Genomic DNA, 12,978 nt, shown 5'->3' with positions numbered 1-12,978 from the left:
CCTTACATTACTGGGTCATGCATCGTGCATGAACCCGACGGCGGAGTGCAAAGAGAGGGCGTCATGGGGATGGGGCGCCGACCACGAGTCGCAGCCGAAGACAGCTCTCTGTCTCCTGCAACGGCTGTACCCGGTGGCCCTGCCGGCGCAGCCAGGCGGGGATGTCCTGCCGGGAGCCGGGGTCGGCCAGCAGGATCAGCAGGGTCTGGCCGCTTTGAGCCTCACGCAGCCAGAGCTTGAGCCGGATGAGGGGTTCCGGGCAACGCCAGGGGGTCAGGTCGAGCTGTTCCCAATGCTGTTCCATCTCGGGGAGGGCTCCATCAGTCATGATGGACGTCATTATGGCCGCGATGGCGGGATGAAACAACGCTTGTGGGCCTTGATGGGCAAGGGTATTCTGCCCGAGCACTTTCTGATGGAGATAGAGATAAAGTGGCCCGCTTTTCCCCCTTGATGGCATCCTTCCCCCTGCTGGTCTCCCTGATGAGCGCGACCTTCCACGCCCAGGCGAACAACCAGCTGCCCGACATCGGCACCGCCGGGGTAGCGGCCCTGCCCATCGAGCAGGAAGTGCGCTACGGCAACGCCTTCATGCGATTCGCCCGGGCGGGCTTGCCCATCATCGACGATCCCGTGCTCAGCGAATACATCGATGATCTGGGTCAGCGACTGCTCACCAACGCCGATGGGGTGCGCTTCCCCTTTACCTTCTTCCTCATCAACGATCCCAGCATCAACGCGGCCGCCTTCCTGGGGGGCCGGGTCAAGGTGCACACCGGCCTCTTCCTCTACGCCGACAGCGAGAGCGAGCTGGCCTCGGTGCTGGCCCACGAAATCACCCACGTGACCCAGCGCCACATAGCCCGATACATGGAGTCCCAGGCCAGCAGCTCCGCCATGACCCTGGCCGGCCTGGTGGGCTCCATCGCGCTCGCGGTGATCAACCCCACCGCCGGTATCGCCGCCCTGCAGACCACCCTCGGCCTGTCCATGCAGTCCGCCATCAACTACACCCGGGACAACGAATACGAGGCGGATCGGATCGGGATGAAGACGCTCTATGACGCCGGCTTCGATCCCATGGGGATGGCGACCTTCTTCCAGAAGCTGGCGGCCGAGTACCGTTACGCCAGCAAGCCGCCGGAGATGCTGCTCACTCACCCCCTGCCGGAGACCCGGATCAGCGAGGCCCGCGCCCGTGCCAGCAGCTATGGCCGCCGCACCCTGCCTCCCAGCCTCGACTTCTGGCTGGCCAAGGTGCGCATCCAGGTTCGCTACGGCACGGAGACGCCCCAGGGGCTGCTGAGCTACTTCGACAACCGGTTGCAGAAGGGGGACTACCCCCTCAAGGACGCGGCCCTCTACGGCAAGGCCCTGGCCCTGCTGCAGCTCAAGCGCACCGACGAGGCGGACAAGCTGATGCAGGAGCTGGCGGCGCGCCATCCGGAAGACTTGTTCATGCTCGACGCCATGACCGACATCGATCTCGCCAAGGGGCGCAACGCCCAGGCCATCGCCCGGCTGGAGCGCTTCCGCACCCGGATGCCAGACAACGAGGTGGTGGTGGTCAACCTCGGCAACGCCTATCTGGAGGGGGGGAATTACCAGAAATCCATCGCCATCTTGGACCCCTATGCCCGCGAGCATGAGGAGAACAGCCTGGCCTGGAGCCTGTTGTCGGACGCCTATCGCAAGTCGGGCCGGATGACGGACCTGCACATGGCGCGGGCGGAGACCCTCTCCCTGCGCGGTGACTATCAGGCGGCCATCGACGAGCTGGTGGTGGCCCGCGGCACCACCACAGACAAGCTGACCCTGGCCCGCATCGAGGCGCGCATCACCCAGCTGGAGCGGGCGAAGAAGGACTTGGACAGCCTGAAGGGGTGATCCCTCAAGCCCTCGGCCGCCGTCAATGCAACGGGGTGCACCAGCGATGGTGCACCCCGTTTTGCTGCGGCTTTCGCGCTCCTCAGCGCAGCGCCGCGGCCCGCTCCTTGAGGTCGGCGAGTTTCTGGGCATCCAGCTCCCCGACCAGGGTCTCCAGCAGCTCGCCCTCGGCGCTGAGCAGATAGCTGGTGGGCAGCATGCTGGGGCGGGGGAAGGGGAGGCGAGACTCATCCTCCGGGATCAGCAGGGGCACGGCTATCCCGTGCTGGCGGGCGAGCTCGCTCAGCTCGGGGGGGGTAACGGGATCGTAGTTGATGGCGATCACCCCAATCCGCCCCTCCCGGTGCAGGGCCGCCAACAGCGGCATCTCCCGCAGGCAGGGGGGGCACCAGGGGGCGAAGTAGTTCACCAGCAGCGGCTTGCCGGCAAAGTCGCTCAGGCTGACCGACTGGCCCGCCCCATCGGTAAAGCTGGGGGCCGGCGAACAGGCCGTCAGCAGGCCGGCCACAAACAGCCAACAAATTCGTTTCATTTCCCGCCTTGCCCTTACCCTCATCCTGCGTTTCCCCTACAATAGCGCCGTTTCTTGTCCCATCTGTCATATCAGGGAGTTACCATGAGCGAGACCCAAATCTACCACAATCCGCGCTGCTCAAAGAGCCGTGAAACCCTGGCCCTGCTGGAACAGAACGGGATCGCCCCTGATGTGGTGCTCTATCTGGAACAGGCGCCAAGCGAGGCGCAGATCCGCACCCTGCTGAGCCAGCTCGGGTTCAGCGATCCGCGCCAGCTGATGCGCACCAAGGAAGACCTCTACAAGGAGCTGGGACTGGCCGAACAAGAAGGCGACGCCCTGATCGCCGCCATGCACCAGCATCCCAAGCTCATCGAGCGCCCCATCGTCATCAGGAACGGCCAGGCCCGCATCGGTCGCCCGCCCGAGCAGGTGCTGGAGATCCTCAAGTGAGCACCCGCTTCGCCCGTCTGCTGACCCTGGTCGGCTTCTTCGGCCTGCTGGCCTGGGTCATCTCGTGGCATCTGTGGCTCTCCCCCCACCCGGATCTCAATCCCTGGCTGCTGCCGGTGATCTGGACGGTGCCCCTGCTGTTCCCCCTCAAGGGCATAGTGCAGGGCAACCCCTACACCCACGCCTGGGGCAACTTCGTGTTGATGCCCTATTTCCTGCACGCCCTGACGCTCATCACCACGGACGAGGGGGAGCGATGGCTGGCGGTGGTGGAGCTGGTGCTCACCAGTCTCGCCTTCATCGGCACCATCTACTATGCCCGCCTGCGCGGTCGCGAGCTGGGCCTCAGCATCCGCAAGAAGAAAGAGCAGAGCTGAGCTCTACGCATCATCAAACCGGACCTCGCGTCCGGTTTTTTGATGGCGGCATCCGTCAGCAATTGACCCAGAGGCACTCTCCTGGAAACTCCCTAAAGGGGTAGGGTGATAAAATAAGTATCGGCCGGAGCTTGGCTATCCTTGTGCGAGTCGGCTCCCGATCGTCATCCGCGAGATGACCTGATGAGTCTGCCGCCCCTGGGCGCCAGATCTGCGAGACCCTTATGAAGATCACACTTGCTCCTCTCTTTCGACAATCCCTATTGACCCTGGCGCTGGCCTGCTCGGTCAGCGGGGCGGCACAGGCGTGCACCCGCGCCCTCTATCAGGGGGAGGATGGCCTCATCGTCACGGGGCGGACCATGGACTGGCGTACCGCCATGCCCACCAACCTGTGGGCGCTGCCACGGGGCATCAGCCGGGACGGGGCCGCCGGCCCCAAATCGTTGCAGTGGAAGGCACGTTACGGCTCTGTGGTGGCGGCGGGATTCGATGCCGGCACGGCCGATGGCATGAACGAGAAGGGGTTGGTGGCGAACCTGCTCTACCTGACCGAATCCCAATATGTGACCCCCACCGATGGGGACAAGCGCAAGACCCTCTCCATCTCCCTCTGGGCCCAGTACGTGCTGGACAACTTCGCCACCGTGGACGAGGCGGTGACGGCGCTGTCGAAGGATGAATTTTACGTGATGACCGGCATGACGCCGGATGGCCGGCCGGCCCAGCTGCACCTCTCCCTCTCGGATGCGAGCGGCGACTCGGCCATCTTCCAGTATGTGAACGGCAAGCTGCAGATCCATCACGATCCCGGCTACCAGGTGATGACCAACTCCCCCACCTTCGACAAGCAGCTGGCCCTCAACGACTACTGGGAGGAGATAGGGGGCCTGATCATGCTGCCCGGCACCAACCGCTCGGCGGATCGCTTCGCCCGCGCCTCCTTCTACATCAAGACCCTGCCCAAGACCAACCAGATGGAGCAGGCGGTGGCCGGGGTGATGAGCGTGATGCGCAACGTCTCCGTGCCCATGGGGATCAGCACCCCGGATCAGCCGAACATCTCCACCACCCTGTGGCGCAGCGTGGCGGATCAGCAGCACAGGCGCTACTTCTTCGAGCTGACCAACCTGCCCAACACCTTCTGGGTGAGCATGGACAAGCTGGATCTCAGGGAAGGGGCTCAGGTACGGAAGCTGGCTCTGACCAAGGGCCAGCTCTATGCGGGGGAGACCGCCGACAAGTTTGTGGCGAGCAAGCCGTTTGTCTTCCAGCCGGCGATCTGAGCCGTGATCGACTAAAAAAACGCCCCGCGGGGCGTTTTTTTATGGGCGCTCGCCCCGTCGGTAGGCCGCCAGCTGCCGCTCGCTGAACGTCATCAGATCGGGGTAGAAACGCAGGAAGCCCTGCTCACCGGCCTGCCACTGTTCGGTATCCAGGGTAAGGAGCGCGGCGCCGAGGGGCAGGGGGTGGCGCAGCCGGCGGCCTATGCCATCGAGGGCCTGAGCCAGCCCGTCCCTCTGGTGATAGGAGGCGATCCAGTCCTGCTCCGCCATCCGCTTGAGGGGCAGGGGCAATCCTTCCGGCAAGGAGGCGTCATCGGCCAGCAAGCGGCCATAGCTCTGGCGCAGGAAATCGGGCTGGGGGAGGCTGGCGTAGCGGGACCAGTGCAGACAGAGCCAGTGGTCATAGAGCATGTCCACCAGGATGCCGCCGAAGCGGCGCCAGGGCGGCTCGAAGCGGGCGACCGCGGCCCTGTGCGCCGGGTGGGCATCGGTGAAGGCATCTATCTTGCGATGCAGCCAGATCCCCTCGTCCAGCTCGGGCCCGAGACCGCTCGGGAGCGAGCCCTTGACGAAGTCCCCCAGCAGGTTGCCGGTGAGGGAGCTCTGGGTGTGGGCGGCCAGGTGCAGGTGGGCCAGAAAATTCATGGGAGTGGGTATCGACCAGCGAAGGTTGCTGGTGAGCCTAGCGGATCCGCGCAGCTTTGCCTATGGGCAAACGACTCAAGTCCTTCCCCTGGCGCGACAAAGGTGGGTTAATGGAGTCCCTCGCCGGCTTCCTGGCAATGTTTCTCAAGGAGTGATCCCATGTTGACCCTGATCGAAGGTGCCGAGATCTACAGCCCCCACTCTCTTGGCCAGCAGGATCTGCTGGTGGCCGATGGCCGCATCGCCTGGATAGGCAAGGGGTTGGATCTGCCCGCCAACTGGCCGCTCAGCCGGGTGGATGGCCGTGGCCACTATCTGGTGCCCGGGTTGGTGGATCCCTTGGCCCATATCACCGGCGGTGGCGGGGAAGGGGGTTTTGGCTTTCGCACTCCCGAGCTTGCCGCCGAGGAGGCACTGCGGGCGGGCGTCACCACGCTGGTGGCGGCACTCGGCACCGACAGCCTGACCCGCAGCCCGGCCCAGGTGCTCGGCAAGGTGCGGGAATTTCGCGCCGCCGGGGTGAGCGCCTTCATGTACACAGGCTCCTACCATCTGCCGGTCAAGACGCTCACCGGCTCGGTGGAGTCCGACATCATGCTGATCCCCGAGGTGCTGGGGGTGGGGGAGGTCGCCATCAGCGATCACAGATCCAGCGCCCCCACCCACGACGAGCTGGCCCGGCTGGTGAGCGAGGCCCGGGTGGCGGGCCTGCTCGCGGGCAAGAGCGGGGTCAGCTTCTTCCACCTGGGGGATGGCCGCGGGGCGCTGGCCCCGCTGCGCGCCCTGCGCGATGAGACGGATATTCCCCTGCGCCAGCTCTATCCCACCCACTGCAACCGCAACCCCTGGCTGTTCGCCGAGGCCATCCATTGGGGCAAGGCGGGGGGCTGGGTCGATCTCACCACTTCCAGCTTCCCCGACCTGCTGGAGGATGGCGAGCGGTTGGCGGCGGATGCGCTGGTGGAATTGCTGGCCGCCGGCGTGCCGGCCGATCGCATCAGCTTCAGCTCGGATGCCAACGCCAGCCTGCCGCGCTTCGATGGCGAGGGGCGGTTGATCGAGATGCGCTGCGGCCAGATTGGGAGCCTGTGGCAGGAGCTGGTGCAGGCCTGTGCCAAGGGGGTGGCGCTGGAGGTCGCCCTCGGCGTCGTGACCGCCAACCCGGCCCGGGCGCTCGGCCTCGCTGGCAAGGGAAGCATAGGAGTGGGGCAGGATGCGGATCTGTTGCTGGTCGATCCAAAGACGCTCGCCATCACGCGGGTGATGAGCGCCGGTCAGTGGCGCACCTGAGGTTGGACGTCGCAGAGAAAGCGCCGGCAGCTCACAGGCCGCGATCGTTCAAAACGAAGAAGCCCGATCTCAGGTCGGGCTTCTTCGTGGGAGCCGCGGCGTTTAGATGGCCAGGAAACCCAGGATCAGGATGGGGCCGAGCAGGCTCAGAATGAAGCCGGAGACGATGGCCACCGGCACCACCTGGATGCCGCCGGACTTCTGGATCACCGGCAGGGTAAAGTCCAGGGCGGTGGCGCCGCCATAGCCGATGGCGGCCGAGGGGTGGCGGCGCATCAACACCGGGATGATGAGGATGGCGATGAGCTCGCGGCCGAGATCGTTGATGAAGGCGGCGGAACCCAGCACGGGCCCCAGCTTGTCCGCCACCAGGATGCCGGACAGCGAATACCAGCCGAAGCTGGAGGCGAGCGCCAGGGCATGGTTCCAGGGCATGGTCAGCAGCTGGGCCGCCAGCAGGCTGCCGAGCCAGCCGCTCAGGATCACGGTGGCGGCTATCTTCATACCCCAGGGGTTGAGCAGGATCTGGCGCAGCCGCATGCCGGAGTTGCGCATCTGGATGCCGATGAGCAACAGCAGCAGCATCAGCGCCCACTCGCTCAACTTGTCGATGGGCAGGATGCGCAGGTCCACCAGCAGGCCGAGCCCCACCCCGGCCAGCACCACGAAGCAGAGCTGCAATGACTCCCACAGCAGGTGCAACTTGCTCGGCATCTTGCCGTCGCGGGTCTCGTGGGTGGGGGGGCTGCGCCTGTCCAGCCACCAGAGCGCCAGCAGGTTGCAGGCGGTGATGGCGCCTAGCATGACGGCCGCCACCTTGAAGATCACCGCCAGGTTGGTGCCGAGGTTCTCCACATAGGCGAGCCCCAGCCCCATCAGGAACAGGATGAGGTAGACCATCTTGCCGAGGGACTGGTTGACCAGCTTGATGAGGCGGGCGGAGGAGAGGGGGACAAGATAGCCGATCACGAGCGGCAGCAGGATCAGCAACACATTCAGCAACATTGGGGCCTCGGTCACAAAACTGGGAAAAACGACACACTATCACTTCTTATTGCACAAGCGTCACAAATCCAGGGGTTTGAATGGCCCATGCGAGGCTTTTTTACCATATTGTTATGATTTATAGGTAGTCTCGAATGGAAAAGAAGCCATGTTTTGGCGAGTTCATCGCCAGTAAAATCAATTTCATCCCCCAAAAATGGCCTGACGCACGGGGATGAGAGTGATGAATAAAGTTGTTCCGGCCATGATCCCGGTCTGATAGCGGAATTTTCTTGCTACTCGTGCATTGTGGGTATAAAAAAGCGGTATCCGGCATATGACAAAAGTCGGATTTTATGCAGACAAACTGCTGAAAAAACCGTTATTGACCAATAAAAATACAGATAAAACACCAAATACCTCGGTTCTGTATTGTTTTTTGACTACCTGAGTGATATTTTCGCTAGAGGTTGCCATCGGTTAACACTTTGTTAAATGGACGATGGTTGAGTCACGCCCAATGAGGCGTCTAGGGACAGACAAGGTTGTAATGGATGAGCGACGTCGCCGCACTGGAAGTTCGTGATCTGCACAAGTATTTTGGCACCCACGAAGTGCTCAAGGGCATCGATATGACCGCCCGCAAGGGGGATGTCATCTCCCTGATCGGCTCCTCGGGTTCGGGGAAGTCGACTTTTCTGCGTTGCATCAATTTACTGGAAACCCCCTCCGCCGGCACCGTCTCCCTGCACGGTGAACTCATCCGCATGAAAAGCAATCGCGCCGGTGAACGACTGCCGGAGGATATGCGTCAGGTGGAGCGGATCCGCAGCCGGTTGGCCATGGTGTTTCAGAGCTTCAATCTCTGGTCCCACATGACCATCATGCAGAACATCATCGAAGTGCCCATCCAGGTGCTCAAGGTGCCCCGCGCCGAGGCCATCGCCAAGGCGGAACATCTGCTCAATCGGGTGGGGCTCTGGGAGCGCCGTGACTACTACCCCGGTCACCTCTCCGGCGGCCAGCAGCAGCGGGCGGCCATTGCCCGCGCCCTGGCGGTGGAGCCCGACGTGATGCTGTTCGATGAGCCCACCTCGGCGCTCGATCCCGAGCTCGTGGGGGAGGTGCTCGGCCTGATGCGCGAGCTGGCCGAAGAGGGTCGCACCATGCTGGTGGTGACCCACGAGATGTCATTTGCCCGGGATGTGTCGAACAAGGTGATGTTCCTGCATCAGGGGCGGGTGGAGGAGGAGGGCAACCCCAAGGAGATCTTTGCCCACCCCAAATCGGAGCGCTTCAAACAATTCATCTCCTCCATCTATTGATGGCGGGCTCTATTCTCAACAAGCTGCATTTTCAACGATCGACGTGTTTATCAAGGAGAGATACATGAACAAGCTGATGCTGGCGACTGCCATCGTGACCGCCCTGTCTTCCGGCAGCCTGATGGCCAAGGAGTGGAAAGAGGTGCGGATCGGGGTTGAGGGTGCCTATCCCCCCTTCTCCTGGACCGAGCCGAGCGGCGAGGTGAAAGGCTTTGACATCGACATCGCCAACGCCCTGTGCGAAGAGATGAAGGTAAAGTGCACCCTGATCAAGCAGGACTGGGACGGCATCATTCCGGCGCTGCTGTCGCGCAAGTATGACGCCATCATCGCCACCATGGACATCACCGAAGAGCGCAAGAAGAAGGTGGACTTCACCCAGAAGTACCAGCATATCCCGGCCCGCTTCGCCGCCAAGAAGGGCACCGAAGTGAAACTGGAGAAGGCCTTCATGGATGGCAAGACCATCGCCGTGCAGCGCGCCACCTCCATGGACACCTACATCACTGACAACTTCCCGAACGCCACCATCAAGCGCTACGGCACCGCCGACGAGGCCTATCTCGATCTGAAATCCGGCCGGGTTGACTACGTGATGGCCGACTCCGCCGCCATCAGCGACGGCCTGCTCAAGAAAGAGGGGGGCGATGCGTTCGAGTTCGTCGGCCCGAAACTGACCGATCCCAAGTGGTTTGGTGAGGGTGCCGGCATCGCGGTGCGCAAGGCCGACAAGGATCTGAAAGAGAAATTCAACGCCGCCATCCTGGCCCTGCGTGCCAACGGCAAGTACAAGGCCATCAACGACAAGTACTTCGACTTCGACGTCTACGGCGAATAAGGACCACCCCGGTGGTGTGCCCTCGCCAACGGGGGCTGCCGCCAGTCGTCATCAGGCCCGTTGGCTCCCGCCGGGAGTGACGGGCCTACTTGATTGCAACGAAGCTGTATCTGGTTGATTTGAAAGTGCATGTCCGTCGGCAACAGCGTGACGGGCGGCATGACATGGATCTGACAAGGATATGAAGCTGCTTATTGAGTCCACTCAATGGCGATGGAGCCGCATATGTTTGACTTGAAAGGATACGAGGCCTCCCTGCTGGAGGGGGCCTGGGTCACCCTGGAGGTGGCGCTCGCCTCCCTGCTGCTGGCACTGCTGCTCGGCATGCTGGGGGCGCTGGCAAAACTCTCCCCCTACCGCTGGGCGCGGGGTGTCGCCGCGGGCTATACCACCCTCATTCGCGGCATTCCGGATCTGGTGCTGATGATGCTGCTGTTCTTCGGCGGCCAGGTGCTCATCAATAACTTCTGCACCTGGGTCAACGAGACCTACAACAACTACCTGCTGGCGAGCAATCCGAACCAGGAGTGGGTCTCACTGCTGCCGGATTACATCGACATCAGCCCGTTCGCGGCCGGGGTCGCCACCATAGGCTTCATCTTCGGGGCCTACATGACCGAAACCTTCCGCGGCGCCATTCTGGCGGTGGACAAGGGGGAGCTGGAGGCCGCTCGCGCCTTCGGCATGCGGGCCCGCCAGGTCTTTGTGCGGATCCTCTTCCCCCAGATGATGCGTCACGCCCTGCCGGGGTTTGGCAACAACTGGCTGGTGCTGCTCAAGACCACGGCCCTGGTCTCCATCATCGGACTCGATGACATGGTGCGCAAGGCGTCCCTGGCGGCGGGGTCGACCCAGCTGCCCTTCACCTTCTACATGGCTGTGGCGCTGATCTTCCTGGTCTTCACCGCCGTCTCCACCTCGGCGCTCAAGTGGGCCGAACGTCACTACGCCATCAAAACGAGGTAAGCCATGGACTTCTCAATCATCCTCAAAGAGTGGCCCACCTATTGGCAGGGGCTCTACACCACGGTGCTGCTGGTGGCCGCCTCCCTCGCTCTCGGGCTGGCGCTGGCGGTGCCGCTTGGCATCTTGCGTAACAGCCGCAACTGGCTGATCAAGGGGCCGATCTGGGCCTATATCTACTTCTTTCGCGGCACCCCGCTGCTGGTGCAGCTGTTCATCATCTATTACGGCGCCGCCCAGTGGGAGGGGCTGAGAAACAGTGCCGCCTGGGATCTGTTTGCCCAGGCCTGGTTCTGCGCCCTGCTGGCGTTCACCCTGAACACCGGTGCCTACACCGCCGAAATCGTGCGCGGCGCCGTGATGAACATGCCCAAGGGGCAGATAGAGGCCGCCAGCGCCTTCGGCATGACCCGCTGGCAGACTCTCACGCGGATCATCTTGCCAAACTCCTTCCGTCGTGCGCTGCCCGCCTACAGCAACGAGGTGATCTTCATGCTGCAGGGCTCGGCGGTGGCGGGGATAGTCACCATAGTCGACTTGACCGGCGCGGCGCGGATCATCAACTCCCGCTACTACAGCCCGTTCGAGGCCTTCCTGACTGCGGGCCTGCTCTACATGTTGCTGACCTTCGTCATCGTCTGGCTGTTCAAGAAATGGGAAGCTCGCTGGCACGCCCACCTGCGCCCCCGCAGCGTGTGAACAAGCAGACATGCCAGAAACAACAAAGCCCGCGATTGCGGGCTTTGTTGTTTATTCCTCCCCGATCCGGCATCAGCGCCCCAGATATTCCCGGTCGAAGAAGGTGTTGACCCAGTGGGGGCGATAGACGGCGAGGAGGGTCATGGCCATGCCGTTGAGCAGTGCCTCGGGGAAGAGCAGCAGCGGCCAGATGGAGAGATAGTCGTTGCCGATGGTCTGCCAGCTGTAGCGGCCATCCAGCCCCATCCAGAGGGCGCTGGCGAGGATCTTGACCGAGATGGCGATCGCCCCGCCGAGGAAGGCGGCCACGAACAGGTAAACGAATAGATGGCGGGGCAGCCAGGCCCAGCTCGCCAGAAACAGCAGCCAGCTGGTGGCGACCGGCAGGGCGATGCCGATCAGCGCCTGCCAGCCGAAGTCCGCCAGATCCGTGACGCCGAAGTAGCCGAGGATCAGCAGGGTGAGGCTGGGGGCCAGCAGGGCGAGGCGCCAGCCCAGCAGCAGGGTCAGGCTGGTGAGGCCGAGAAAATGGATCTCCAGCCCCTCGTGCAGACCGGCTCGCAAGATCCACAGCGGCACCAGGGCGATGGCGCCCCCGAGGCAGAGGTGCTGATAGAGGGGGTTGGCATGGAGGGTGCGCAGCAAGGGGCCGTTCAGGCTGAAGGCGAGCAGTACCAGCCAGAGCAGGAGAGCGGCGACTTGTCCGTCGGTCATGGCAGCGTCCTTGGCCTGTCACGAAAAGGGAGTGGTGCGGCTGAAGAAAAAGGGCCGACCCGAGAGGGTCAGCCCTTTGCCATCAATATTTGACGTTGGGGTGGTACTTGCCAAGGATGGCCTGGACCCTGTCCATGGTCTCCTTGCTGGGAGGCTTGATCCCGGTGAGGTCGTAGTGATCGCCCAGTACGTCCCACTTGTGTTTGCCGAGCTCGTGATAGGGCAGCAGCTCCACCTTCTCCACGCAATCCCCCAGCTCGGCGATGAACTGGCCGAGGCCCTCGGCACTCTCGTCATCGTCGGACCAGGTGGGGACCACCACGTAGCGGATCCACATGGTCTGACCCCTGGCCGCCAGATAGCGGGCGAACTCCAGGGTGTACTTGTTGCTGACGTGGGTGAGGGGGATATGCTTCTCGTCGTTTATCTGCTTGATGTCGAGCAGCACCAGGTCCGTGTTGTCCAGCACCCGATCGAGCAGTTCGTCGTAGTGGCGCACGAAACCGTTGGTGTCGAGGCAGGTATGGATCCCCTGCGCCTTGCAGGCGCTGAACAGATCGGCGATGAACTCCTGCTGCAGCATGGCTTCCCCGCCGGAGGCGGTGACGCCGCCGCCCGAGGCATTCATGAAGTGGCGGTAGCTGGTGAGATCCTTCATCAGCTCGGGCACCGTCACCTCGCGACCACCCTGGGTGTCCCAGGTGTCCCGGTTATGGCAATACTTGCAGCGCATCAGGCAGCCTTGCATGAACACGATGAAGCGGATGCCGGGGCCATCGACGGTGCCGCAGGTTTCAACGGAATGGATACGGCCAATAACGTCGGTGCTGCTGGCGTCACCGGTGGTGACGGCAGGGATCCGCTGGGTGCCCTTGCTGCCGGCAGGGGCTGAGGTTTCAACGGCAGGGATCCGGTTAGTGACTGACATAGACGACTCCAATAATTCGTGCTGGGGGCGAGCAGGTCGTTATTTTATTACAAAAAGCCCTATAAATCCTACATG

15 protein-coding genes are annotated in these 12,978 nt (G+C 62.9%); 9 read left to right on the top strand and 6 right to left on the bottom strand.

All coding sequences use genetic code 11. The features are described from left to right. Nucleotides 1–61: 61 nt before the first annotated feature. Nucleotides 62–328 (bottom strand): sulfurtransferase TusA family protein, encoded by a 267-nt coding sequence (locus ACRCYW_RS08840; protein WP_438549735.1) that lies wholly within the window; start codon nucleotides 326–328, stop codon nucleotides 62–64. Between the two features lie 104 nt (nucleotides 329–432). On the opposite strand from ACRCYW_RS08840, the gene ACRCYW_RS08835 reads away from it, so the two are divergent. After that, nucleotides 433–1,887 (top strand): beta-barrel assembly-enhancing protease, encoded by a 1,455-nt coding sequence (locus ACRCYW_RS08835; RefSeq protein ID WP_438549734.1) that lies wholly within the window; start codon nucleotides 433–435, stop codon nucleotides 1,885–1,887. A gap of 82 nt (nucleotides 1,888–1,969) precedes the next feature. Here ACRCYW_RS08835 and ACRCYW_RS08830 read toward each other — a convergent pair whose 3' ends face one another. Then, nucleotides 1,970–2,419 (bottom strand): TlpA disulfide reductase family protein, encoded by a 450-nt coding sequence (locus ACRCYW_RS08830; protein WP_438549733.1) that lies wholly within the window; start codon nucleotides 2,417–2,419, stop codon nucleotides 1,970–1,972. Between the two features lie 84 nt (nucleotides 2,420–2,503). Here ACRCYW_RS08830 and arsC point away from each other — a divergent pair, with 84 nt between their 5' ends. The 3 genes from arsC (at nucleotide 2,504) to ACRCYW_RS08815 (ending at nucleotide 4,517) form a co-directional block, all read left to right on the top strand. Further along, a complete protein-coding gene (gene arsC / locus ACRCYW_RS08825) occupies nucleotides 2,504–2,854 on the top strand; it encodes an arsenate reductase (glutaredoxin) (RefSeq protein WP_438549732.1) in 351 nt (116 codons plus the stop codon). Continuing rightward, entirely contained in the window at nucleotides 2,851–3,231 is a 381-nt protein-coding gene (locus ACRCYW_RS08820; RefSeq protein WP_438549731.1) for a DUF2069 domain-containing protein, read from the top strand. The genes arsC and ACRCYW_RS08820 overlap by 4 nt, the downstream gene beginning before the upstream one ends. A 224-nt stretch (nucleotides 3,232–3,455) precedes the next feature. Next, nucleotides 3,456–4,517 carry a linear amide C-N hydrolase gene (locus tag ACRCYW_RS08815; protein WP_438549730.1) on the top strand — a complete coding sequence of 354 codons (1,062 nt, stop codon included), beginning with the start codon at nucleotides 3,456–3,458 and terminating at the stop codon, nucleotides 4,515–4,517. A gap of 39 nt (nucleotides 4,518–4,556) precedes the next feature. Here the strand turns inward: ACRCYW_RS08815 and ACRCYW_RS08810 are convergent, their stop codons facing one another. Next, on the bottom strand, nucleotides 4,557–5,162 hold the full coding sequence (locus ACRCYW_RS08810; protein WP_438549729.1) for an ACP phosphodiesterase: 606 nt from the start codon (nucleotides 5,160–5,162) through the stop codon (nucleotides 4,557–4,559). A gap of 159 nt (nucleotides 5,163–5,321) precedes the next feature. Here ACRCYW_RS08810 and iadA point away from each other — a divergent pair, with 159 nt between their 5' ends. Continuing rightward, complete coding sequence (gene iadA, locus ACRCYW_RS08805) at nucleotides 5,322–6,452, top strand: beta-aspartyl-peptidase (RefSeq protein ID WP_438549728.1); 1,131 nt, start codon at nucleotides 5,322–5,324, stop codon at nucleotides 6,450–6,452. 102 nt (nucleotides 6,453–6,554) lie between these two features. Here the strand turns inward: iadA and ACRCYW_RS08800 are convergent, their stop codons facing one another. Then, nucleotides 6,555–7,457 (bottom strand): lysine exporter LysO family protein, encoded by a 903-nt coding sequence (locus ACRCYW_RS08800; protein WP_438549727.1) that lies wholly within the window; start codon nucleotides 7,455–7,457, stop codon nucleotides 6,555–6,557. 533 nt (nucleotides 7,458–7,990) lie between these two features. Here ACRCYW_RS08800 and ACRCYW_RS08795 point away from each other — a divergent pair. The 4 genes from ACRCYW_RS08795 to ACRCYW_RS08780 all read left to right on the top strand — a co-directional run bounded on the left by ACRCYW_RS08795 (nucleotide 7,991) and on the right by ACRCYW_RS08780 (nucleotide 11,261). Further along, entirely contained in the window at nucleotides 7,991–8,761 is a 771-nt protein-coding gene (locus tag ACRCYW_RS08795) for an ABC transporter ATP-binding protein (RefSeq protein ID WP_438549726.1), read from the top strand. A 64-nt stretch (nucleotides 8,762–8,825) separates the two neighbouring features. After that, nucleotides 8,826–9,599, top strand: coding sequence for an ABC transporter substrate-binding protein (locus tag ACRCYW_RS08790; protein WP_100859508.1), 774 nt, complete (start codon nucleotides 8,826–8,828; stop codon nucleotides 9,597–9,599). Between the two features lie 225 nt (nucleotides 9,600–9,824). Further along, nucleotides 9,825–10,565 (top strand): ABC transporter permease, encoded by a 741-nt coding sequence (locus ACRCYW_RS08785; protein ID WP_438549725.1) that lies wholly within the window; start codon nucleotides 9,825–9,827, stop codon nucleotides 10,563–10,565. A gap of 3 nt (nucleotides 10,566–10,568) precedes the next feature. Further along, nucleotides 10,569–11,261: an ABC transporter permease gene (locus tag ACRCYW_RS08780; protein WP_438549724.1), complete on the top strand. Its 693-nt coding sequence runs from the start codon at nucleotides 10,569–10,571 to the stop codon at nucleotides 11,259–11,261. A gap of 72 nt (nucleotides 11,262–11,333) precedes the next feature. Here ACRCYW_RS08780 and ACRCYW_RS08775 read toward each other — a convergent pair whose 3' ends face one another. Together ACRCYW_RS08775 and pflA are read right to left on the bottom strand one after the other, a co-directional pair. Continuing rightward, entirely contained in the window at nucleotides 11,334–11,975 is a 642-nt protein-coding gene (locus ACRCYW_RS08775; RefSeq protein ID WP_438549723.1) for an energy-coupling factor ABC transporter permease, read from the bottom strand. Between the two features lie 82 nt (nucleotides 11,976–12,057). Continuing rightward, on the bottom strand, nucleotides 12,058–12,903 hold the full coding sequence (pflA, locus tag ACRCYW_RS08770) for a pyruvate formate lyase 1-activating protein (protein ID WP_438549722.1): 846 nt from the start codon (nucleotides 12,901–12,903) through the stop codon (nucleotides 12,058–12,060). Between the last annotated feature and the right edge of the window lie 75 nt (nucleotides 12,904–12,978).

This window comes from Aeromonas sp. (assembly GCF_051657805.1).
Lineage (GTDB): Bacteria > Pseudomonadota > Gammaproteobacteria > Enterobacterales > Aeromonadaceae > Aeromonas.
Note: the sequence above shows the minus strand (reverse complement) of the source record. Positions and strands in the feature narration are given on the sequence as shown.